This window comes from Sphingobacterium wenxiniae (genome assembly GCF_900116225.1).
Lineage (GTDB): Bacteria > Bacteroidota > Bacteroidia > Sphingobacteriales > Sphingobacteriaceae > Sphingobacterium > Sphingobacterium wenxiniae.
Window position 1 is genome coordinate 240,882 of record NZ_FOZZ01000003.1, and the last position, 24,349, is coordinate 265,230.

The window sequence follows — 24,349 nt, forward strand, 5'->3', positions numbered from 1 at the left end:
ATAATCTTAAATTCATACATCGCAATACGCATATCGCATATCGCTATACTTTTTTACAACACTGCGTAGATATCCGATTCACGCATGATTAAATATTCTTTACCCTCGTAAGTGATTTCTGTACCGGCATATTTACCGTACAATACTTTGTCACCCACTTTTACAGTAAGGGGTTCTTCTGGTTTACCTGTACCTACTGCTACGATCGTTCCTTGAGAAGGTTTTTCTTTGGCTGTATCTGGAATGTAGATACCTGATGCTGTTTTTTCTTCTGCTGGAGCCGCCTCTACGACAACTCTGTCTCCGATAGGTTTAATACTTAATGCCATAATTATTTAGTTTTTTATGTTTTTACGTAATATTTTTATTTATCTATCCCTCATTCAGCACCAATTATGCCAAAGGTAAAAAAGCCTTTTTTCTTGCCATTTTTTCACCAACACTATTTAAAAATTGACAGTCTGCATCTTTTTTTGTGCCATCCTGTCACATTCGGCAACCATATACCCACACATAAAAAAAGCCCCGCAATGGCGGAGCTTTCCTCTATTTCTTACACAACTCTTAGTTTGCCGTATCTGCTGGTGCAGATGTAACAGGAGCTTCTGCTTCCGGAGCTGCCGTATTGTTGTTTAAGTTCAATGGTGAAGTTTGTTGTGCTGGTGCATTGATTTGGTCACTTAGCCCTCCTCTTGCTCCGCCGCCTGCTGATGGGCCTAAAATATTTATAGCCAAACAGAACACCATTAGCGCAATGGCCAATCCCCAAGTTCCTTTTTCCAAAAAGTCACCAGTACGCTGAACGCCCATCAAATTGGAACTTCCAGCAAATCCTGATGACAAACCTCCTCCTTTTGGGTTCTGAATCAACACGATAAATGCCAATAGAATACTTACTAATACAATCAGGATAATTAAAAACGTTTGCATTTCTTTATTTTGTTAATATAATTTTTCTTCAAGATTTTTGATTTGGGTCGCAAAATACGATTTTTTTTCTGGAAACTTCAAAATTAATTTTTTATACACTTCAATCGCTTTGACATACATGGCTTGATCAACGTAGATATTTGCCAACGTTTCTGTCACCAAATCAAACTGCTCTTCGGAGCTTTTCCGTGCTTTATTTTCCCCAGTCAGCTGATCCGGCAGTGGGGGCTGTATCTGCGGCTCTTCACGAATAAAGCGCTCAATAAGCTCTGTCGTTTTATCGACACGAGAATATTGCACTTCTTTCTTTTTCACTTCCTCACTCAGCTTATCCTCCGGATTTTGCAAACGAAAGATATTTTCGCGTATTTGCTGATCCAAGATAACCTCATCTACTTTCGCTGCATCAAAAGGTGCTTTATCGGCCACAGGAAGGTGAGGGCTCGCAAAAGGCTGGTAGGTATCGGCGTGCTCCAGACGGGTTTTATGCAGCCACCAACGAAAGCTATAAGGCATCAGTTCATCGTTGTACAAGCTGACATTTTCCTCCTCTTTGTCCGGGTCCGAAGTCGTCTCCTCCATTTCATCAGCAACCTCTTCCTCCTCTATATGCTTATGAAGTGCAAAATAATCGCCTCCACCAATCGCCTCGTGCATAAGCGTTTCGAGAGAAGCCTCATTTTCCTCGTGTTCTACTGGCTCCTCTTCCAAGGGCGTCATCTCCTCTTCGAGTATTTCTTCCACAACCGTATCCTCAAAAGGCACATAATCATCATCCACAATCTCTATTTCAGAGGCCTTTTCAACAGGCTTATGGATATATTCCTGTAGCCAAGTAGGGTTTCGTGCGAGCAACACAGCTGATGCAGAAACCACATCCGTATCCTCTTCCATCGCCTTTTTGCGTTCATACGCAAAATGCAAAGGCTGAGAATAGGGGTATTTCGATAAAAGCTTATCAAAATCTTCCTTTGTCAATGCCCCTGGGTTAACAAGCGCTTGATGAAATAATGTCGTTAATGCTACATTTTGAGACTCCATATCGCTACTTATTTTCTACCAGTTAGCAAAGGCTTTATTATAAATATCCTCCGTCAACAGATTGATGATTTCCTTGGTGATAGTTTCCTCCTGACTTTGGATCATACCCGAGAACTCCCTAAATTGGGAAAAGCTCTGTTCAAAGCTACTTTCACCGGTCTCGTCCAGTTGGTTGGTGTATTTCACCCGTACGGTGATGGTCAAACGGTTCATCGCTGCACGATCGGTATTGGCTTCTACCGCTACCGGAGCGATATCATAACCGGTAATCATCCCCTCAAACATAGCATGGGCATCTCCATCTACCTGACTCAGGCGCGATTGGCTACGGATACGTTCTTTCAGTGCCTCTGTGAAATTCTGACTCAAAGGTGTATAAACCAAAGGAGCAATGTTCTCGAAAAACTGTACATTCACCGTCTTCATATTCTCGGGAATAGACCCTCCTGTAAAGCTATACTTTACGCCACAACTTTGCCAAGTCAAACAGATGACCACAACTATACACCAAAAACGGAGGAAAACCTTTTGCATAGTATTACTAATCTAAATTTAAGTCTTTTATCTTTCTATATAAAGTACGTTCCGAAATACCCAATTCCTGTGCTGCAGCTTTACGTTTCCCTTTATGTTTTTTCAGGGCTTTTTTAATCAAGTCAGATTCTTTATCTACTAAAGAGAGGGATTCTTCCACTTCCTCAGCATCCTGTGCTTCATATGACATGAAATCCGGGGTATTGCTGTTTTCATTAGGATTTCGAATGGTGATTGTCGGTTTTGTGCCTAATTCTTCACTTAAGTACGCCGGTGCAGGACGTACCTCGTCATACAGTTGGTTGATATATGGGGAGTTTTGTTCGAATGTCCCGGCATTGACACCTTTCTGTATAAGCTCGACAACCAGTTTCTTTAAATCTACCATATCCTTTTTCATATCAAAAAGAACCTTGTATAGCAGATCTCTTTCAGAAAAATCTTCTTTTGCGCTATCCTTCACAAAAACAGGCAGATTAGAGCCAACTTGCTCGGCTGGAAGATATTTAGCCAATATAGTTGCATCCACGACACGCTCTGTCTCCAAAACGGCAATTTGTTCAGCAATATTTTTCAATTGACGCACATTACCCGGCCAATTATACTGCATCAACAATTCCTGCGCATCAGGTGTCAATTGTATACCTGGAGAACGATATTTGTCTGTAAAGTCTACGATAAACTTCCGAAACAACAAATTAATATCCTCTTTACGTTCCCGCAAAGATGGAATACGCAACGGCACGGTGTTCAAACGGTAATACAGGTCTTCTCTGAATTTACCTTTTTTTACCGCTTCATACACATCCACATTTGTTGCGGCAACGACACGAACATTAGTTTTCTGAACTTTGGAAGATCCTACACGGATATACTCTCCGGTCTCTAATACACGGAGCAAGCGAGCTTGTGTTCCCAAAGGTAGCTCGCCAACCTCATCCAAAAATATAGTTCCTCCGTCAACCACCTCAAAGTATCCTTTACGTGCTTCATGCGCACCAGTAAACGAACCTTTTTCGTGGCCGAATAATTCGGAATCAATGGTACCTTCTGGAATAGCACCACAGTTGACTGCAATAAAAGAACCGTGTCTGCGCGCACTCAGTTGATGAATAATATGCGAGAAAACTTCTTTACCTGAACCACTTTCTCCTTGAATCAAAACAGAGATATCCGTTGGAGCCACCTGCTTTGCTACATCGATAGCCCGATTAAGCAACGGCGAATTTCCAATAATACCAAATCTGTTTTTTATATCTTGAATATCCATGTTTTAGTATTGAGTATAGTGTATTAAGTAGTGAGATTTATACGACACCAATCAAATGACATCTTAATTCTTCGCAATACGCAAATCTCATTACACAATACTAATCAACTATTTTACCAATCAAAGTAGCGGAGGTACAACGCTCTGCCAATACATTGACATACTGTCCCGGTTTGAAGCGAGTATCTACAGGAAATACCACCATCGTATTTTGGTCATTTCTACCACAGTAGTCTTCATCCGACCGCTTAGAAAAACCTTCGATCAACACTTTTTGGACTTTGCCTATAAAATTTTGCGCACGATAGAGGCTGTGTTCCTGTTGCTTATTTACAATCTCGGTCAATCGTCTTTTCTTTACCTCTTCCGGCACATCATCGGCATAACGTTTCGCGGCTAATGTTCCCGGACGTTCCGAATACGCAAACATATATGCGAAATCGTATTTCACATAATCCATCATAGACAATGTTTCCTCGTGCTCCTCTTCTGTTTCCGTACAAAAGCCGGTAATCACATCCGTTGAGATAGCACATTCCGGAATGATCCGACGGATTGCATCTACACGTCCCATATACCACTCACGGTCATAGGTACGGTTCATCAAGTCCAACACGCGCGAATTTCCAGACTGCACGGGTAAGTGTATATATTTACAGATATTCTCGTAACGTCCCATAGTGTACAACACCTCGTCCGTAATATCCTTTGGGTGGGAGGTTGAAAAACGAACACGAAGTTCAGGGCTAACCTCTGCCACCATGGCTAACAATTGAGCAAAATTCACCGCTGGAGCTGGTTCTTCACCTTCTGCCACAGGTTTTGTATATTTATAAGAGTCTACATTTTGTCCAAGCAACGTCACTTCACGATACCCTGCATTGAACAAATCTTGTGCCTCCTGAACAATAGATTGATAATCACGACTACGCTCTCTTCCCCGAGTAAACGGCACAACACAAAACGAACACATATTATCACACCCACGCATAATAGATATGAATGCCGTAATACCGTTCGAGTTCAGACGAACAGGGCTGATGTCAGCATAAGTTTCTTCGCGGGAAAGCAATACATTGACAGCTTTCGTTCCGTCATCTACCTTATCGATCAAGTTTGGAAGGTCACGGTAAGCATCTGGTCCAACAACCACATCTACCAACTTCTCTTCTTCTAAGAATTTCGATTTCAAGCGCTCTGCCATACAGCCCAACACCCCGACAATCATACCCGGATTTTTTGCTTTGGCAGACTCAAATTCTTTTAATCTATTACGGACACGCTGCTCCGCATTCTCACGAATAGAGCACGTATTGATAAACACCACATCTGCATCTCTATAATCACGCGTTGTTTCAAAACCATTGTCCAACAGAATGGATGCAACAATCTCACTGTCAGAAAAATTCATCTGACAACCATAGCTTTCGATATACAGTTTTCGGCCTGTAGACTTCCCTGTAGGAAGCATGTCTAAAGCCTCACCTTGGCGAGATTCATCGTGTGTTTTTGTGGTATGTTGTAATTCTATCATAGCTTCACTCAAAAGATTACAAAGTTACGAATAAAAACTTATTATAATGCCACTTTGGCAGAGGTTGACCAAAATTTAACAAGATGGACAAGTAACCCCTACAAGCCTCGTCCTCATTTTGTGGTCCTCTCTCTTAATCCCTCTCCCAAGGAGACCAATTAGCTTACGATCCAGTTAGACAGGTAGCAAACTATACGCTCCCTCTTCTTTGCTGTGCCTCGCGGAGCCTCGGTTCAGGCGAGGGCTCTGAAGAGAGAGCTGGGGTGAGGATAAAAAAAGACTTCCGAAGTTTTTTGAAACTTCGGAAGTCTATGCAGTCTCCTAAATATGAATGACTAATTTCTTGAAGCTTCAGCCTGTGCTTCTTTGACCATTTGGTCACCAGCCACGATAACAATCTCTACACGACGGTTTTCAGCACGACCAGCATCTGTATCGTTCGATGCAAGTGGCTCAGAATAGTTTTTACCTTGGGTTTTGATTCTTCCTCCATTCAAACCTTGTGAGACCGCATAAGATTTTACAGAAGCAGCACGAGCTTCTGAAACTTTCTGGTTAGCGGACAAAGAACCAACGTTATCCGTATGTCCGATTACCAAAATTTCAGTTCCCGGCTCCTTATTTAAAGTCTCTACCAAATTCGCAATATTGGTTTTTGCAGTCGACTTCAATGTTGAACTGTTAAAATCAAAAAGGATGCCCTCATCAAATTTCACGATGATTCCTTCATCTGCTTTGATTACCTCCGCTCCTGCTACAGTATTTTCTATTTCACGAGCTTGTCTATCCATTTTTTTTCCGATCAGACCACCTGCAACACCTCCAATCGCGGCACCAGCAATAGCTCCTACTGCTGTATTTCCAGCTTTACCTCCAATTAAGGCACCAAGACCAGCACCCGCTGCCGTACCAATGGCAGCACCTTTCGTCGTGTTACTACTGTTTTGTATTGTTGAGCAACTTGCAAACAACATTACTGATGTTGCTACAGATAGACCATAAACCGCTAATTTTCTATTCATCTTCATCATGATATGCTAATTTCTTTTTAGAGGTATAAACAAAGCGAATGCCAAAAAAGCTTAAAGAGCGTTAAGGGTTCGCTCTTGTTTCATTTTTTTATCTTTCCTGTGGCTGAATATCTACTTTAGGCAGACGCTGTGAGCGAGGACGGCCATTTTTTTCCCAGCTTTCAAAAGAATTCTTTACGTAATCCATAAAATCATACTGCCCCCATCGCTGTACCATGGCATATGAAGGGCGGTATAGGTCCAAAAAAGACTGCAATTCGTCCTCATCCACGCCTTCGATTAAGGCTCCAACACTTGTTTTATTAAACACGCGGTCTACCTGCGATTCTTCAAGTTCTCTATCCATGAGCTTAGCAAATCGTTTTGCATTTTTGGCATCTCTGCCGAAGAGGTTATAAAGTGCTGTAGCTGGGCTATTCAAATACGTGCCAACAGAATTTTTACCGCCATTGTATACACCTTTTTTACGGTAATCATCGAGCATATCACGCATTTCTGCTTCTTTGCTCATCCTACTGACCACAATGGTTTCGAGGGTCATGCCCGCCTGCATCTCAATAAGAATGTCGTTCTCCGTGAATAACAGGGTTTTCACAGGGCCATAGCCTATTTTAGAAAAAGACAAGCTATCGCCTATGGACGCTTCAATAATAAAGACCCCAAAATTATTGGTTTGTACCTTTTTATTGGTACGTAAGTTCGTGACATTCACTTCTCCAATCCTTGAGCCACCACCTTTTTCCACTACAATTCCGGAAACGCCGCTCATCTGCGCAAAAGCCCTATCTGGTAGCCATAACAATAGTAACAGACAACCGACCAACGCACCTATATGTTTTTTCTTTAAATACATTTGTCTAAAATTAACAAATCTTTAGACTACCCGCATGTTAAAAAGTTTTAAATCACTCGTTAACATTATTTATAAGGGTAGAACACAAAATTCGCCCCTTCGGGGACAATTACAAAGAGGCACATAAAATCATTCGGCTTTTTAAAGCTCTTAATAAATGCCTCTTTACGCTCCTCTTTAATTAATCCTCGGTCTATAAATTCCTCCAAAGAGCTTACATTGATGCTCCATTGGGTGTTTAGTTCATTTTTGTCCAACAACAGTTCGCCGACACTGACTTCATGCTGATGTGCGATAAATATAGGGTAAAGGGTATATCCTTCCGCCATCATCTCTGTTGAGACCTCTTTTATCGATTCGCTATAAAAATCCAGATCGACTTTTAAACTTTTCAAGGGACTATTGGCCTTCGGATCCTCCGAGGCACCTGCTTTTCCCATTAAATCTTCTATATCCATCCTCTTTGAGTATTGAGTACAAAGTATTGCGTATAGAGACCATATATAATCTCTAATCTTGCTAACAGTACATAACAAAAAATATCATCGTCATTGCGAGGCAACGACCGCAGAAGGCAGCTGCGAAGCAAACCAATCTGATGACAATTAACTACCCTTCAACGCCAATAGCACCACATTTTCCACATGTTGGGTATGCGGGAACATATCCACAGGTTTGATCCGCACAACATCATATTTTTCCTGCAACAGCGCCAAATCCCGGGCTTGCGTGGCAGCATTACAACTCACATACACCACTTTTGCCGCTTCCATCTCCAGAATACGCTTGACCACATCTTCGTGCATCCCTGCACGAGGAGGATCTGTAATCACGACATCTGGCTTTCCATGTTCATCGATAAAATCTGCAGTCAGCACATCTTTCATATCACCGGCATAGAACTTTGTATTGCTAATACCATTGATTTCCGAATTGATCTTTGCATCTTCAATAGCCGAAGGCACATACTCGACACCCACGACCTCTTTAGCTGATTTCGCTACGAAATTCGCAATAGTTCCTGCTCCTGTATAAAGATCATAAACCAATTCATTACCCTTCAAATCAGCGAAGTCACGTGTAATCTTATATAACTCATACGCTTGTCTGGAATTTGTTTGATAGAATGATTTTGGCCCTACTTTAAATTTCAACCCTTCCATTTCTTCGTATATGAAATCACGACCCTTATAGGTATGTATATCTTGATCGAAGATGGTATCATTTCGTTTTTGGTTAATGATATACAACAACGATGTTAATTCTGGAAAATTTTGGTTTATATAATCCATCAATGATTCCACCTGTCCTTCCTCAGGATAGGCAAATACCACAATCACCATCACCTCGCCAGTGGAAGAAGTACGGATAATCAAGTTCCGTAAAGCACCTTCATGCGCTCGTAAATCATAGAAAGATATACCTTCACCAACGGCAAAATCCCTTACCTTATTACGAATTGTATTAGATGGATCTTGTTGTAGATAGCAATGGTCAATATCCAGAATTTTATCAAATCGTCCCGGCACGTGAAAACCTAATGCATTCAGATCTTCTGGTTTCACTTCTTCGTCTACTGACGTCAACCAGCGTTTATTAGAAAAGGTAAACTCCAATTTATTTCTGTAATATTCAGTTTGACCGGATGCCAAAATAGGCTCCATAGCAGAAGTATCGACCTTGCCCAGACGCTTCAACGCATTATCAACCGATTGCTGCTTAAAATGTAGCTGCGCTTGATAATCCATGTGCTGCCATTTACACCCCCCACAAGTGCCAAAATGTGGACAAAACGGATCTATACGGTATTCCGAAGCTTGTTTCAAAGCTGTCACCCGGCCCTCAGCAAAGTTTTTTTTCTTGCGCATCAATTCCACATCAGCTACATCGCCCGGAACAGCCCCTTCAATAAAAAGCACCAATTCATCCTGCTTGGCTACGCCTTTCCCCTCTTCTGCTATATCAATGATCCGAACATCGGATATAAATTTCTTTTCTTGTGGAATTCTTCTTCTCATATCGAGTGCAAAAGTACGCTTTTTTGAGGGAATATTGACTCCGCTAATTGAGCACATTCAAAAACTTCAACCCCACTACAAAACCATTTTCTGTCCTGTCTCCCTGAAATGAGCGTACAAAATCAAAACGCAGCAGACGGAATTTGCCCCAACCTATATTATTGAACCCAGCCGTGACTTCGTGATAAGGTTTGTGTTCTGTGGTAGAAAGATGATGATAACCCACTACTAGATTCCACTGTAACCTATTCAGCAATGGCAGCTTATTCATCACGAAGCCTTTGAAATCATGTTCTGCATGCGCTTCAAAATAGGCATCTTTCGTGCTGTTAGCATAGTAGGGCATGTTTAGAAATGTATTCATATAGCTTCCAGTAGTGCCGATGTGCGTGCGGTTACCGTTAAAGTGTTTATAGTCTGTAAACGCAATACCCTCCGCATTAAAGAATTTTCCGGTATTCACACGTGCGCGCAATTGTCCGGCGTACCCCATTGTCATACTCTGCGAGACCTGAGCAAATAACATTTGGTGATTATATTTTCTATCCTCCGTTCCTATATTATAATGATAGCCTACGGTAATCTGAGGCCGACTCCCTTCATTCAGCAACATGCGATAGTCACCACGTTCCACAGCTTTTAAGCCAGGCGTCCATTGTAAGGCTAAACTCGTTTTGAATATCTTGTGCGCCTCAAAAGGTGCAGACTCTTGATCCTCTGGCGACAGCGGATTATTAGACACATACTCTTTATCCTTCTTTAAGAAAGAGTAATTGGTATGGTTAAACAGAGGTTGGCGATTCTGATAAGAAGCATTCACAAAAAAGCGCAAAGGAATAGCTATATTCTGTGCATAAGCCGCCGTAATAAACTTCTTCTGATACAGCTGCATAAAATTCTCTTTGAAAAACAAGGAGGATACCATATTGATAAAAGGATGAACACCGCCATTTTCATTAAACTGTACCACCTTATTTCCACCTTCCAGACTCAGCATGGCATAATTCTTCGTGTTGAAGCGATGCAGGAGATTCGCCTGCACCCGCAGTTTATCCTCTGCCACACCGTATTGGAAAGTCGTCGAGAACGTAGAACGATTTCCGACTTGTGCATCGCCTAACTTTGCCTGCAATAAGGCAGAGAAGGTCCAGCCCTGCACAGGATTAAAACCTGTAGCAAAAATATTTGACAGACCTTTATAACCAATTTCTAACTTCTTGTGGGAATTTCGGTAGGTATACCCCGTTAAAACATCCGTTGGTTGAAACCGGTTGTGCTTTCGATCAACAGAATCCACATACGTTTTACTATTTCGAATAGTCTGCACACTATCTTTTTTCACATAGTCGGTGGCTTCCTCTTCCGTAAGAGGTACGGGTCGCCTATTTGCCCAATAGGCGCTATCCTTCTGATTGGCATTTCCCGTCATTCTGCTCAATGTAGAACCAAAGGTGCCCTTTTCGAATTGTTCAACAAAGGCATAATTACTGAAATTATGGATATAACGACCGTTAATATTAATTCCCAACAAACCTATACCAAAATCAATCGTCTGTAATGATTTTACCCAACGCCTGTCAGGGGTATTAAAATGATATTGTTGCACCAACTTCAAAGTATCTATGACTGGCACCTGCAACCTGTATCCGGGAATTGCAAAATCCACTGCATAGATTTCCCAGCTATCCTCAACAATATAGAGAAACCCTTCTACGGTTGGTTCTTTATCGCGCTTGGGTAGAACCCGAATCTTATAAACGTGGTGACCTTCTTCTAAACGGCTATCTACCAACCTGTATGTATAATAATTAAAAGCAGCAGAGGAAATAGGCGAAACCACTGATGCTCCAAGTTCCACCCTATCACTGTAAAAATCAAAATTTGTACCTATTGCGGTATTAAAGCTGAATCCTCGATCATCACCGCTAACTTTGGAAGCGACAATATTCTCATACAATTTATTTGGTTTCTGAAAGCTGATGGTCGATACTGTTTCCGAAAGATAAACAATACCAGAACGCGTAGAATCCAGCAGACCAATCATCTCATCGTCCACTTCCGCCAAGGCTATTTTCTTAGGCAGATTCTTTATCCACATGGTCCCTCGAGAGTAAAAATCTGCATGGAACTTATCATTTTTATCCGCATTCGCCCTACGATGGGCCTGTGCTTGCCGGATAATGCGATGTGCTGGATTTTCAACTGAAGTCACGACAACCTCTTCGATAGCCAGTTCTTCCGGCTCTAACACTATATCCAAAAAAGTGCTTTCCGTATCAATCAATACCGTTCTGCTTTCGATACGGAAACCCAATTTTTTGATAATGAGCGTATGTTTGCCTTTACTGAGTCCATTAATCGAAAACTGACCTTCCACATTGGTAGATGTCCCCAGATAGCTATCCTTAACCATCACACTTACTGCAGGTAAAGCTGTTTGATTTTTATCCTTTACAACGCCTGACACCTGTGCCCTCATGCTGAAAGAAAACAGCAAGAGAAAAACGGTAAAATAGATTTTCATAAATTGAGTATAATATCTTGTTATTTAGCTAATCGCAGTAAAAGTAAAGTTATTTTATATGCAAAAAACCCAAGAAATGTTAATTATACTATTATTTTTAACAGCCTTCATTGTTCCAAGGAAAGCAAAAAAGAAAATCTTACTACCTTTGCTATATGACAAATAACAGGAACACCATTCAAGATATAAAGGAATTCGAAGTTGCGGAACGCTTCTTGCGCTATGTACAAATCGATACGCAATCCGACCTAAGCTCCACTACATTTCCTTCGACAGAAAAACAGAAGAACCTAAGTAAGATTCTCGTGCAGGAACTTCTCGACTTAGGTATCACAGACGCGCATTTGGATGAACATGGCTATGTATACGCGACCATTCCTTCCAATACAGATAAACAAGTCCCTGTAATTTGCTTTTGCTCCCATGTGGACACCTCACCGGATTGTTCTGGCACGAACGTAAAACCTCTTATACACGAAAACTATCAAGGACAGGATTTATCCCTCCCTGAGGATCCATCCGTAGTGATCAAATTTGCCGAACATCCGGACTTAAAAAACCAAATCGGTCATGATATTATAACAGCCAGCGGAACGACACTATTAGGGGCTGACGACAAAGCGGGGGTAGCAGAAATTATGGATGCAGCTCGTATCCTGATGGCGCATCCCGAGATCAAACACGGTAAAATCAAGATTTTATTTACTCCGGATGAGGAAATCGGCCGCGGTGTAGATTATGTCGACTTACAGAAATTAGGGGCCGACTTTGGCTATACCATGGATGGAGAAAAAGCTGGAACAATTGAGGATGAGACTTTTTCGGCCGATGGTGTAAAATTGACTATTCATGGTGTATCCGTACATCCGGGGTTTGCCAAAAACAAAATGATAAGCGCCTTAAAGATTGCTGGTGAAATTATCGAAAGCTTACCGAAAAATAGTCTTTCACCAGAGACAACTTCCGGAAAAGAGGGCTTTATCCACCCCAATGGTATTCATGGCGGTGTAGATCAAACGGAAATAGACTTCATCATCCGCGACCATAACACGAATAAGTTAGCGGAGCATGAAGCTACATTAAAAGCTATTGTAGCATCTGTCATGTCAAAATACCCTTCGGCATCCTTTGATTTCAAAGTACAGGAACAATACCGCAACATGAAGGAAATTTTGGATCAACATCCAGAGATTATGGAAGTTGGATTAGAAGCCATCAAACGTGTCGGCTTAACTCCTGAACGCAGAAGTATCCGTGGTGGAACCGACGGTTCACGCTTATCATTTATGGGGTTGCCATGTCCCAATGTGTTTGCGGGGGGACACGCTTTTCACGGAAAAATGGAATGGGTAAGCCGACAAGACATGGAGAAGGCGGTATTGACAATTTTGCACATTGCTTCCATTTGGGAAGAAAGAAGCTAATATAACTTTAATCTTCGGGCTAAATACAAGACTAAAAAATGTAGTGATAATACTACATATTAGTATCGTAAATAATTCTTATTTTTGAAATAATTTAAAACATATAAAAGTTTCATTATGAAAAAGTTAGTTACACTTATTACTTTCTGTCTAATGTACTTATTTTCTTTTGCCCAAGGTAATGTTGAGGTCAAAGGGAAAGTAACCGACGAGAATGGCCAGGCCATTGCCAAAGCAGAAGTTGTGATCAATAACACCACACACACGTTGACCACAAACGAAAAAGGAGAATTCAGTATCAACTTACCAGAAGGAAAATACGTTATCAAAGTGTCCAAATTAGCCTATGGCACTAAACGCGTTGTCCTTGAAGTAGTAAGTGACACACAAGTAGATGTCTCTCTTGAAAAAATTAAACGCTCTAAAACATCCCGTGCCTAACACATGTCCAACGAAGTATTAAAAGCAATCCAATACCGAAGAACTGTTAACCAGAACAGCTTCACCGATAAAGATATTACAAAAGAAGATATTTTAACCCTTTTAGAAGCAGCGAATGCCGCTCCCACACATAAACGCACACAACCATGGCGTTTTGTCGTGTTTCGAAAAGAAGGTTTGGTCCGTTTAGGTGAAGAACTGAGTCGTATTTATCGTACCATTACTCCCCCTGAGAAATATACTGAACTCGCGGAGCAGAATATGGTCAAGAAAGCTACGGCATCCAATGTAGCGATAGCCATCGTTGTCAACTATACCGGTCAATTACCGGAATGGGAGGAATTGGCGGCGACAGCTTGTGCTGTTCAGAATCTTTGGTTGGCAGCACATTCTTTAGGTATCGGTGGTTACTGGGCTTCACCGGGACTTATCAACCATTTGGGATCTTTTCTAAACCTGGAAGAAAATCAAAAATGTGTTGGCTTGTTTTACTTGGGCCATCACGAGAGTGAAGCTCGGGAACCCGTGCGTAAACCCCTCACAGACGTTGTCCGTTGGGAAGAGTAAATTGAATTGCCGTGGGTTTAAACCCGTGGCAATTCAATTAAACACAATCTTTATTTCTGCATCCGTACCCTTCCATCTGGATTTTTTTTCCAAGACATCCATTAATTCGTTCATCAATATCAAGTGATCGTCAACATCAGAAGTAATATTGAATGGCCTACCCTGTTCATCAATCTGGAATCGGAGTGTCAGTTCGAATAGGTCAGTGACACCCGAATAATGTTTGGATAAAAGTTCCGCCAAAGTTTTCCATCCACCAATAGGCTCAGCGGCTGTATTACCTATCGCTTGCACCGAAACTTTTTGTAGGGTTTCGTCCATCAACTCTACCTCTGTCACATTAACCTGTTTCTTATGAGGCAGATAGCGGATAAGAATTAAGATACATACTGAAACAAACATCACAGCGGCCACCATTCCTATAGCCAATCGCTGCCAACCAAAGAAATACCTATTCTGCCTTTGTGCGTGCTCCTCAACCCGACGACTAAGGCGTTGTTGCAGGAGACTCAGCGATTTACTATCTACTCCATTTTGCAAACGGTAACCATCGATCGCATCCTGCAAGAAAGGGTCTTCCAAGGCTTCCCGTTCCAACGCATGCATCTCCTCCCTGCTCATCAGCCCATGGATGTAGTTATGTATTCTGGATAATTGGTAATTATTTTCCATTTTTTCTGCTCTCCATACAAATTTTCAAATTCCGTTTTCCATTTTGGATATAGCTCTTCACCTTACTCAAGTCATAACCCGTCGCATCAGCAATATCTTTATAACACTGCTGTTCAAGATAGAATAATCGGATACAAGCAGCCTGCTCTTTGGACAATGTTATCAGACAATCATGCATATTCTCAAAATCCCGCTCAGACCATTTCTCTTCTATGGCATCGTTCAATTTCTGCTCACTCTCCAGCAAATTGTGTTCTATATCCACGTGCTGCTGTCGCTTTTCTTTTCGTAACTCCATCAAACAATAGTTCCGGGCAAAAACATACAGCCAGCTTTTGAAATTCTCCACCTCATGAACACGAAGTTTATCCACCAATTGTTCAAAGATCTGCATAACAGCATCCTGACTGGTATCTCTATCCTCCAAATATTTAAAGCAGACACCATAGAGCAAAGACATGTACGGAGCGTACAATCTGCCCAGAATTTCAATATCCCCCGTAGTTCTGTATCGTACAAGAAGCTCCTTTTCGTCCATGTATTCCTTTTACGCTATCGATAAGATGATGTAAGTCGCCAAATTCCATAAGATATGGAGATAAAAATCCTTTAACTACTGATATAACTTTGTAAATGATTGATCGTCTGTTTTTGGTCTTCTATAATGTATTTCACCAAGTCTCCTATAGAAAGCATCCCAATAACCTTGTTATCATCCATAATAGGCAAATGTCTAAAATGATGTGTAGTCATCAACTCCATACAACTTTCAATAGTCTCGTTTGGCGAGATAGTACGAGGAGAAGGTGTCATAACCTCATGAATCGGCGTTTCTTTGGATGATTTACCATGCAGGATAATTTTTCGCGCATAGTCACGTTCTGTGAAGATGCCGATCAACTTTTCATTGTCGATGACCAACAATGCGCTGATGTTTTTCTCCATCATAATTTGTAGTGCTTCCAGAACGGATGTGTTCTGTTCAACAGCATAAACAACAGGAGATTTTGTCTGGAGGATAAGTTTAACGTTTTTCATAATCGTCCTTTTAGTTAGAAATTCAAAACTAAAATACGAAAAATAATTATTTTTCCCGTTGGGGCAAAGGCATCTTATTTTTATGTTTAAAATAAAAGGAGGTTTTGTTTAGCCAATGTTTTGTCCTCCGAAGCCGGACGGGCTTTTCCCACTTTTGACCGCAAAAGTGGGGCAAAACTCGGCGCTGATTTTTGTGAAAATGATGGTTGGGCGTAGGCTAATTTCTACAATACTTCACAAAAATTAGGCGCCATTTTCCGTCAAGGAAAGGTTGGTGCGAGTAGAGTTTAGACTTCCGAAGTTTAACTTCGTTGAGGGCTTCGCCGTTCAGAAACTTCGGAAGTCTTCAATAAAAGTGTAGGGCAAAAAGTAATGTCCTGTCCAGGCGAGGGACGGAAAGGTTTTGTGATGGGGAAAAATCAACATATTGTAGAAACAAAACCTCCATTTCCCTTCAACACCAGTCCCTTTAATTTTTTTTTACGCTTACCCCTATTTTCAATTAAATAGTAGCAAAGCAATGATAAGCGTCACTACAATATTAAACCCTTGTGCAATTAAGAAGGCATAAAGCGGTTTCTTGTTACTGTGGACAAACAAATCTTTAAAATTAGTTTCCAAGCCTATGGATGTAAAAGCCAAGGCAAACCACAAACCCTGTATACTTTTCAATTCGTCTTTAACATTTGCAACCTGCTCTGCACTGATGAAAAAAGAGAAAAGCACCGATGCAAATACAAAGCCTATGACAAATTTCGGGAAGCGTTCCCAAATAATTTTGAGCGTTGGTTTTTCAGCATGTTCTGCACTTTTCGAGTGCGAGTAAGTCCAGTAAATACTAATGGCAAATGCAGCAATGCCCAAAAGCACATTTTGCGAAAATTTTACGATAGTACTAATTTTCAAAGCTTCCTCCCCTACGAGGGAACCCGATGCGACAACAGCACCTGTCGTATCGATACTACCACCCAACCAAGCACCTGTTACTTCCTGTGAAAGCCCCATCCATTCCGCCATATAGGGCATAAAAATCATCATGGGAATAGCCGTTATCAGCACCAACGATACGACATACGATAGTTTCTTAGGGTCTCCCTTAATCGCTCCTGAAGTAGCAATTGCAGCAGAAACACCACAAATAGAGACTGCCGAAGAAAGCATCATAGACATTTCCTGATCGATTTTCAACTTCTTGCACAGCCAGAAGGCAAAATACCACACAGACACTACAACGACCAAAGCTTGTACTAGGCCCAAGGCGCCCGCTTTTAAGATATCGCCAAAAATGACCGTCGTTCCCAACAAAACCAGCCCAACTTTCACATACATTTCTGTTGCAAGTGCTTCCTTAAACCATACAGGCAGCTTAAACACATTACTGATCAACAAACCTATCCCTAAACTAAAAATAACCGCCTCAAGATTATAATCTCGTATAGTGCTATTCCCTGCCAGAATCAAAGCAAATATCGTAATCACAAAAACGGAAGGGAACACGATCAACAAGGGTTTCAACGGTTTGCCCAAGAGCAACGCTCCTACAAGCGCAGCAGAAAACACCAACAAAAACTGCGCACCTATAGCCAAAAAATTATATTCCGACAAAACTCTACTAAAGAGCATATCCACACTTTCCCAGGAGAAAGTCGGATTCGGGATAACAACTCCGTAAAGAGCCAGAAAGATAATTCCCAGACCGAGTATAACCACTACCCAATCTTCGCTGAAGGTAATTCTTGATGAAGAAGACATGTTGTGTAATTAGGGTTCTTAATAAAATGTGACCAATATAGGCATTTTTCATAAAAGCCCCCTGTATTTTTTATCTCCAATTGTAACGAAGCGTAACTCCGTAAGTTTGCGGATCACCAACCACACCTGCGTATTGGCCAAAATTCCCTGGTGCGGCAAGTAATTGTTCGTAATAATCCTGATTTGCTAAATTTCTACTCCATACAATAAGAGACAATCCATTGGCCGCTCGAAATCCCACTCGTGCATTCAATAAAGAATATGCCTCTATATTGAGATATTGCGAAGGCGAAGGACTAGAGGAAAATTTCGATCTATAGAAAAAGTCTGTTCCAGTAAAATAGTTACCAGGAAGAGACAGCAGTTTACCCTTCATTGTCAGCTCTGCAGACAGTGACCATGACCATTTTGAAATCCCTGGAAGTTCTCCACCCGATATATCTTTAAAAGCTTGAGTTCCTCCAACCTCCTCCAAAGGGACAGGGGCATTAGCAAAGGCTACATACCTACCATCGGTGTAGGCCAAAGCGCCATTCAGCATTAAGAATTTCCAAGGTCTAAAACTTCCATCCAATTCCAGCCCTTTTACACGCACTTTCTCCGCATTCGCCAGATAGCCTCTGTTTACCCCTGGATCTGGCGTTTGCACCTGTGTTTGGTAATCTTTAATATTCGTCTGATAAACTGTTAGATTCAACAAAAGTCCACTTATAGGCGTCGTCTTAACACCAAACTCTATATGATTTACCGATTCGGGACGCACCTCTGCCAGTTCTGTAGCTATTTGCCCGTCAACCACAGGTAACCCGCCTACATTTATACCTATAGGCTTATAGGTCTTGGAATAGGTCGCGTAGACATTATATGCTCGATTAAATTTATACTGCAAGGACAGTTGGCCGGAGAGGTTTCCAGCATCAGCATTAACCTGAAACGCTTGGTCAGAATAAATACTATTTATTGCAGAGAGCTGCACGTCACTATATGCCATATTATTATCAATATATTTCTTACGGTCGTAATTAGCAACTTTCTTATCATAGTTATAGCGTAACCCCGGCAATATATGCAGGTGAGGGGTAATAGCCCAATCGATCTGGGAGAAAACAGCTAAACTTGCACTCTTTATTCCGTATCTAGTACGAATACCAACCTTATCTATCAAACCTGGCCCCCATTGAATCGCCGACGGATCTCTTTGTTGAAAACGCCACAATGCATCCCCTGCTTCCTCGGTATGTACAGGGTCTGTTCTTAAATCCTGCCACAAACCGAATACACCAACGACTCCGCTTATCTTCTCATTAAGATGGCCGGAATAACGGAATTCTTGAGACCACTGATCATGTATCGAGTTCCCTGCAGAAACAGTATATACTGGAATCCCTAGATAATCTCTGTCGTTTAAAGGTCCCCAGTTCCAATATCGCCATGCGGAGGTCGAAGTAAGTGTCCCATTTCCTATCTTATAATCGACATTGAGAGAAACTCCCCCAAGTTCATTATCCGCTTTGGAACGTGTATCCAAATCTACTTTCCGTTCAAAGGCACTATTATAGGGCACCTCATAACCTAAATCCTTAATAATCGCATCAAACTGCTGATAGTCCGAACGTTGGGTTTTAACAACACCAGCTATAGCCCAACCATACCCATCTGGCCGTTGGGTGGTTACATCAGCCGCAAGTAATATTCTTAGATTCTCTGTCGGTGTATATAATAGCTGTCCTCTTACCCCCATATTATTGATATCATTTATAGGACGATCGGAATGCACATTATAAAATACGCCATCGCGCTGCGTTCCAGAAAATGAAAGGCGCGCAGCTAACTTCTCTTTGAACAAAGGGCCTGTCAATGAAGTTTTGGCCTGGATGTATCCATAATTTCCATAACTCAGCTCAAAATTTGCATTAGGTTCAAACTCTGGCAGTCGTGATGTAATATTAAAAGCTCCTGCTGTGGTATTTTTACCGAACAACGTTCCCTGTGGGCCACGCAATACTTCAATCTGCTCAATATCAATAAAATCTAACCAAGTAGCTGCTGGACGGGCTAAATACACCCCGTCCAAATAAAACCCTACTCCCGGATCAATTCCGTCATTCGTAAGACCATAGGTAGATCCCAGCCCACGGATATTCAATGTTGTATTACGCGCATTGGAAGTATATAATTGTACGGAGGGAACTAATTCTTTCAACCGATTCACATTGAATGCTCCTGCATCTTCCAATGCTGCTCCACGAAGTGTTGAGATGGGAATAGGAACCTCTTGCAACTGCTCTTTTCGCCTTCGGGAAGTAACAACAACCTGATCCAAAGATTCAGATTTAGGAAGCAAGGCAATCACTGTAGGTGATGTTTCAACAACTATTTTCATCGTTTCGTACCCTACAACCGAGACTATTAGCGTAAAGGGTAATTTTTGTCCTGTCACAAACACAAATTTTCCAGTTTTATCTGTACGCACTTGATGGGTAACTGCCTCCAGTTGTACAGTGGCACCTTCGATAGCTTCTTTTGACAAGGCATCGACTACAATACCCTCTAGTGTTGCATTGATAATTGGTGAGGGTTGAATCTGTGCAAAAGCCATGATATTTGAATATAAGGCTATGAATAAGATATAAGGATAGATCAAAAATCTATATTTTTTCATATTTTTGAATGTTTAATAGTGAATACTACCAAGTGCCAACGCCAATTGAACTTGTATAATTTACTTATTGAACATAGAGGGAAGCACCAAGCTTCCCTTTTCTATGTTTTAAATGTAGAGGGGGATAAGTTCTCATGCACACATTCGCATACGAAGCGAAAGGCTATAAAGATTGATGATATTACGTCCAGCTCGAATAGCTGTTTGTGGAATTAGGTTGTAGCTTTTCATTGTTTTGTTTAAAATTTTATACTATCGTTGCCAACGCCAATTGAAACGAACAGGACAAATATATTAAACATTTTCAAAAAGACTACTAATTTAGTAGTTTTTATTTTTCCCATATCAGCTATACATAACAATGGAAATAGAACATCGGTGTTCCTATTTGTTACAAAAGCATCTGTTATGCAATCGTTGTGTGGAACTAAAACGACAATAGCAATATTGCTGATTAGTTTTTTTCCTTAATACACAAACGAAAGCCCCGCAATTTGCGGGGCTTTTTCAATCAACCAATAACCCTAATATTAAAAACAGTATTTATTCTCTTCAATAAGTTGACGCGCAATCCGTTGGCGTGCTTCTTTCGTATTAAACGGTTCTGCCTTGGTAAAACGGCGCAGCCCCATCAACATCATTTTCAGCTCATCGCCTTCGGCAAAAGCATAGAGTGCCTCTTTACCTGCTACAGCGACCTTATCTATGGTATTGTAAAGGTACACACGAGCTATATCCAATGGAAATGCTGCTACGTTCTCGCCTTGTGTATGATAGATTTTCTCCGCGCGTAGCAACGTAGATTCTGCCACATAGACATAGCCAATAATATCCGCGATGTTCATCAGTATCTCCTCTTCCTTCGATAGCGACATCATCAGTTTTTGCACTGCAGCTCCTGCTACCATCAAACCGGCTTTTTTGAGGTTTGCCAGAATTTTCTTTTCTGCCGCAAAAGGAACTGTATCCTCCTCTCCAAAGTCAGGAATACCCATCAGCTCATTGGCTACTGCCGTAGCAGGTCCCATCAGATCCAGTTCGCCTTTCATAGCTCGCTTTAACAACATATCGACGACTAAAAGACGATTTACTTCGTTTGTACCCTCAAAAATCCGATTGATACGGGAGTCACGATACGCTCTTTCCATTGGTGCTTCAGCAGAATATCCCATTCCTCCATATATCTGTACACCTTCATCCACCACATAGTCCAACATTTCAGAACACCACACCTTGATAATGGCACATTCTATAGCAAATTGCTCGGTAGATTTCAATTTAGCTTTCGCCTCATCCATTCCACCCGCAACCAAAGCGTCATAAGCATCATCAATATTCTGTCCTGCCCGATAGGCAGCAGATTCATTGGCATATAGACGAATTACCATTTCGGCGAGCTTATGTCGGATAGCGCCAAACTTGGAAATCGGCAGATTAAACTGTACACGTTCATTAGCATACTTTACCGCTTGGGTGATAACCGAACGTGCAGAACCTATTGTGGCTGCCCCTAATTTGATACGCCCTATATTCAGGATATTAACCGCTATCTTAAATCCGTTCCCCCGCTCCGAAAGCAGGTTTTCAACAGGCACAGGACAATCGTTGAAGAATACCTGTCTTGTGGACGAACCTTTGATACCCAATTTATGTTCCTCTGGGTTCATAGTTATTCCGCCAAAGTCTTTTTCGACAATAAAAGCACTGAGATTTTTATCGTCATCTATTTTTGCAAAAACGATGAAAATATCTGCAAAACCACCATTGGTAATCCACATTTTCTGTCCATTGATGATATAATGCGTTCCTTCAGCATTCAATTTTGCGGATGTACGTCCAGAGTTTGCATCCGATCCGGCATTCGGCTCTGTCAAACAATAAGATGCTTTCCACTCACCCGATGCCAACTTAGGGATATACTTTTCTTTTTGTGCATCATTGCCGTAATAAAGAATCGGCAAGGTGCCAATCCCTGTATGTGCAGACAAAGCTACCGCAAAAGAAAAACCTCCACCAACAGCCTCGCCTACCAACATCGATGTATTGAAATTCTTTCCAAATCCACCATACTGCTCTGGAACCGATATCCCTAACATGCCTAGTTCTCCAGCTTTTTCCAGAAGACTCTGCATCAACCCTTCTTCCTGCGCATCGATTCTATCTAATTTGTTCAGCACCTCTGCATCCAAAAAATCCAAACAAGTCTGGCGAATCATTTTCGCCTCCTCGTCAAATTCTTCAGGAATAAAAATTTCCGAATACGGGGTCTCACGAATAACGAATTCCCCTCCTTTGATTGCTTGTTTCATTTTTGTTCTAGATTAAAGAGTAAAGAAGAAAGAGCCAAGATGAAAGTCCTCTTTTTATTCCTGTCCCTCCACTCTTACTTCTTTACAATCATTCCCCTAATTTCTTAATAAACCCTGAAATCATCTTTTGTAACTCTATGATTCTATTTTCTATTTCGTTTGTTTTAATTTCTGATATATAATTATTTTGATTCGCTATAAGAAGCTGTGTTCCCAACTCAAACGAAGAGCCAAGAGCAATATTTAAAAAATGTCGAAAATGAGTAATCCCCCTGTTTGAACCTTCCGCAATATTCGAAGGAATAGAAACTGCTGCCCTATTCATTTGGCTTATCAATCCATATTGCTCCGTTTTAGGAAATTCCAAGCAAAGTTTATGGATATGAGAAGCAACTTCCATTGCCAATACCCAAATTTTAAGATTTTTAAAGTTATGCTTCATGTCTTTTTATAGTTTTAGAGCAAAGATGAAAGGAGAAAGATTTATTCTTGTCTCTTTGCTCTTGTTCCTTTGATCTTTTCTCAATACGCAATACTACAACAACTCAAATATCCCCGCCGCTCCTTGACCAGCGCCCACACACATAGTGACCATACCGTACTTCTTATTCTGCCGTTTAAGCTCATTCAAGAGTTGCACGGTCAGTTTCGCACCTGTACAGCCCAGTGGATGCCCTAAGGCAATAGCACCTCCGTTAACATTGATTTTGTTTTCATCCAATCCCAATTCACGGATCACGGCCAAAGATTGCGAAGCAAAAGCTTCATTTAGCTCAAAGAGATCAACGTCCTCTTTCTGAAGTCCCGCCATTTCCAGTGCTTTCGGAATAGCTGCCACCGGACCAATACCCATGATACGCGGAGGTACTCCAGCCACTGCATAGCTAACCAAGCGTGCAATAGGCTTAACATCCAACTCTTTCAACATCTTCTCGGAAACGACCATCACAAACGCCGCACCATCGGATGTTTGCGACGAATTTCCTGCCGTGATACTTCCCCCTGCGGCAAAAACAGGCCGCAACTTCGCTAACGCTTCTGCGGAAGAATCAGCACGCGGACCTTCGTCGGTATCCACGATATATTCTCGGGTCGCAATCTTATTATCCTTAAGATAGTTTTCTGTTACCTTGATAGGTACTATACCCTCTTTCAAGTGACCATTCTGAATAGCTGCTATCGCCTTCTGATGCGATTTAAGCGCAAAAGCATCTTGATCCTCCCGGGAAACATTAAACTCCTTGGCTACAGCTTCTGCGGTCAAGCCCATTCCCCAGTACCAATCCGGATGTTCCTTGGCAACCACAGGGTTAGGTACAATCTTCCATCCGCCAAATGGCATACCCGACATAACCTCTACCCCACCCGCAATAACACAATCTGCCATACCAGACTTGATCTTCGCCACAGCTGTAGCAATAGTTTCCAACCCAGAGGCACAATATCGATTAATCGTCACCCCTGGTACCTTATCTGTATTTAACCCCATAAGTGAAATCAGCCTCGCCACGTTAAGCCCTTGCTCTGCCTCCGGCATTGCATTTCCAACAATAACGTCATCGATTTTATCAACATCCAGCTGTGGAATGGTCGATACCATGTGTTTGATAACTTCTGCCGCTAAATCGTCCGCACGCATAAACCGAAAACCTCCCCGAGGAGCTTTTCCAACTGCTGTGCGATATCCTGCTATGATGTATGCTTCCATATTTGTGTAGTATTGGGTAGTGAGTATATAGTATTGAGAAA

General features: G+C 41.5%; 22 protein-coding genes and 1 pseudogene. 3 read left to right on the forward strand and 20 right to left on the reverse strand.

Going from position 1 to position 24,349, the window contains the following annotated elements; genetic code table 11:
• Nucleotides 1–53 precede the first annotated feature (53 nt).
• The 12 genes and pseudogenes from BM375_RS05910 to BM375_RS17640 form a co-directional block, all read right to left on the reverse strand.
• Complete coding sequence (locus BM375_RS05910; protein WP_093364408.1) at nucleotides 54–329, reverse strand: co-chaperone GroES; 276 nt, start codon at nucleotides 327–329, stop codon at nucleotides 54–56.
• A 235-nt stretch (nucleotides 330–564) separates the two neighbouring features.
• Nucleotides 565–930: a preprotein translocase subunit SecG gene (gene secG / locus BM375_RS05915; protein ID WP_093364409.1), complete on the reverse strand. Its 366-nt coding sequence runs from the start codon at nucleotides 928–930 to the stop codon at nucleotides 565–567.
• A gap of 12 nt (nucleotides 931–942) precedes the next feature.
• Complete coding sequence (locus BM375_RS05920) at nucleotides 943–1,971, reverse strand: hypothetical protein (protein WP_093364411.1); 1,029 nt, start codon at nucleotides 1,969–1,971, stop codon at nucleotides 943–945.
• Between the two features lie 15 nt (nucleotides 1,972–1,986).
• Nucleotides 1,987–2,505: an LptE family protein gene (locus BM375_RS05925; protein WP_093364412.1), complete on the reverse strand. Its 519-nt coding sequence runs from the start codon at nucleotides 2,503–2,505 to the stop codon at nucleotides 1,987–1,989.
• 7 nt (nucleotides 2,506–2,512) lie between these two features.
• Entirely contained in the window at nucleotides 2,513–3,775 is a 1,263-nt protein-coding gene (locus BM375_RS05930) for a sigma 54-interacting transcriptional regulator (RefSeq protein ID WP_093364414.1), read from the reverse strand.
• A 100-nt stretch (nucleotides 3,776–3,875) separates the two neighbouring features.
• Nucleotides 3,876–5,309, reverse strand: a complete 1,434-nt coding sequence (miaB, locus tag BM375_RS05935; protein ID WP_093364415.1) for a tRNA (N6-isopentenyl adenosine(37)-C2)-methylthiotransferase MiaB — start codon at nucleotides 5,307–5,309, stop codon at nucleotides 3,876–3,878.
• A 335-nt stretch (nucleotides 5,310–5,644) separates the two neighbouring features.
• The gene (locus tag BM375_RS05940; protein WP_093364417.1) at nucleotides 5,645–6,343 is read right to left on the reverse strand and encodes a YiaD family glycine zipper/OmpA-like lipoprotein; all 699 of its coding nucleotides are present in this window, start codon (nucleotides 6,341–6,343) and stop codon (nucleotides 5,645–5,647) included.
• Between the two features lie 85 nt (nucleotides 6,344–6,428).
• A complete protein-coding gene (locus tag BM375_RS05945) occupies nucleotides 6,429–7,193 on the reverse strand; it encodes a hypothetical protein (RefSeq protein WP_093364418.1) in 765 nt (254 codons plus the stop codon).
• Nucleotides 7,194–7,258: 65 nt separating this feature from the next.
• A complete protein-coding gene (locus tag BM375_RS05950; RefSeq protein WP_093364420.1) occupies nucleotides 7,259–7,651 on the reverse strand; it encodes a hypothetical protein in 393 nt (130 codons plus the stop codon).
• Nucleotides 7,652–7,798: 147 nt separating this feature from the next.
• A complete protein-coding gene (gene rlmD / locus BM375_RS05955) occupies nucleotides 7,799–9,211 on the reverse strand; it encodes a 23S rRNA (uracil(1939)-C(5))-methyltransferase RlmD (protein WP_093364607.1) in 1,413 nt (470 codons plus the stop codon).
• A 43-nt stretch (nucleotides 9,212–9,254) separates the two neighbouring features.
• Nucleotides 9,255–11,423 (reverse strand): DUF5686 family protein, encoded by a 2,169-nt coding sequence (locus tag BM375_RS05960; RefSeq protein ID WP_398357333.1) that lies wholly within the window; start codon nucleotides 11,421–11,423, stop codon nucleotides 9,255–9,257.
• Between the two features lie 9 nt (nucleotides 11,424–11,432).
• Nucleotides 11,433–11,735, reverse strand: a pseudogene (locus tag BM375_RS17640) (carboxypeptidase-like regulatory domain-containing protein); the annotation flags it as partial.
• A gap of 155 nt (nucleotides 11,736–11,890) precedes the next feature.
• On the opposite strand from BM375_RS17640, the gene pepT reads away from it, so the two are divergent.
• The 3 genes from pepT to BM375_RS05975 all read left to right on the forward strand — a co-directional run bounded on the left by pepT (nucleotide 11,891) and on the right by BM375_RS05975 (nucleotide 14,167).
• Entirely contained in the window at nucleotides 11,891–13,159 is a 1,269-nt protein-coding gene (pepT, locus tag BM375_RS05965; protein ID WP_093364423.1) for a peptidase T, read from the forward strand.
• A 117-nt stretch (nucleotides 13,160–13,276) separates the two neighbouring features.
• Nucleotides 13,277–13,600, forward strand: coding sequence for a carboxypeptidase-like regulatory domain-containing protein (locus BM375_RS05970; protein ID WP_093364424.1), 324 nt, complete (start codon nucleotides 13,277–13,279; stop codon nucleotides 13,598–13,600).
• Between the two features lie 3 nt (nucleotides 13,601–13,603).
• A complete protein-coding gene (locus BM375_RS05975) occupies nucleotides 13,604–14,167 on the forward strand; it encodes a nitroreductase family protein (RefSeq protein ID WP_093364425.1) in 564 nt (187 codons plus the stop codon).
• 33 nt (nucleotides 14,168–14,200) lie between these two features.
• On the opposite strand, the gene BM375_RS05980 is transcribed toward BM375_RS05975, so the two are convergent.
• The 8 genes from BM375_RS05980 to BM375_RS06015 all read right to left on the reverse strand — a co-directional run bounded on the left by BM375_RS05980 (nucleotide 14,201) and on the right by BM375_RS06015 (nucleotide 24,308).
• Complete coding sequence (locus BM375_RS05980) at nucleotides 14,201–14,839, reverse strand: hypothetical protein (RefSeq protein ID WP_093364427.1); 639 nt, start codon at nucleotides 14,837–14,839, stop codon at nucleotides 14,201–14,203.
• Nucleotides 14,829–15,377, reverse strand: a complete 549-nt coding sequence (locus BM375_RS05985) for an RNA polymerase sigma factor (protein WP_093364428.1) — start codon at nucleotides 15,375–15,377, stop codon at nucleotides 14,829–14,831. The genes BM375_RS05980 and BM375_RS05985 overlap by 11 nt, the downstream gene beginning before the upstream one ends.
• 71 nt (nucleotides 15,378–15,448) lie before the next feature.
• Entirely contained in the window at nucleotides 15,449–15,877 is a 429-nt protein-coding gene (locus BM375_RS05990; RefSeq protein ID WP_093364430.1) for a CBS domain-containing protein, read from the reverse strand.
• Nucleotides 15,878–16,375: 498 nt separating this feature from the next.
• On the reverse strand, nucleotides 16,376–17,629 hold the full coding sequence (locus BM375_RS05995; protein WP_093364431.1) for a YeiH family protein: 1,254 nt from the start codon (nucleotides 17,627–17,629) through the stop codon (nucleotides 16,376–16,378).
• A 70-nt stretch (nucleotides 17,630–17,699) separates the two neighbouring features.
• The gene (locus tag BM375_RS06000; RefSeq protein ID WP_093364433.1) at nucleotides 17,700–20,291 is read right to left on the reverse strand and encodes a TonB-dependent receptor; all 2,592 of its coding nucleotides are present in this window, start codon (nucleotides 20,289–20,291) and stop codon (nucleotides 17,700–17,702) included.
• Between the two features lie 530 nt (nucleotides 20,292–20,821).
• Nucleotides 20,822–22,600, reverse strand: coding sequence for an acyl-CoA dehydrogenase family protein (locus BM375_RS06005; protein WP_093364435.1), 1,779 nt, complete (start codon nucleotides 22,598–22,600; stop codon nucleotides 20,822–20,824).
• Between the two features lie 88 nt (nucleotides 22,601–22,688).
• A complete protein-coding gene (locus tag BM375_RS06010; protein ID WP_093364436.1) occupies nucleotides 22,689–23,042 on the reverse strand; it encodes a four helix bundle protein in 354 nt (117 codons plus the stop codon).
• A gap of 93 nt (nucleotides 23,043–23,135) precedes the next feature.
• A complete protein-coding gene (locus BM375_RS06015) occupies nucleotides 23,136–24,308 on the reverse strand; it encodes an acetyl-CoA C-acyltransferase (protein WP_093364438.1) in 1,173 nt (390 codons plus the stop codon).
• Nucleotides 24,309–24,349 lie beyond the last annotated feature (41 nt).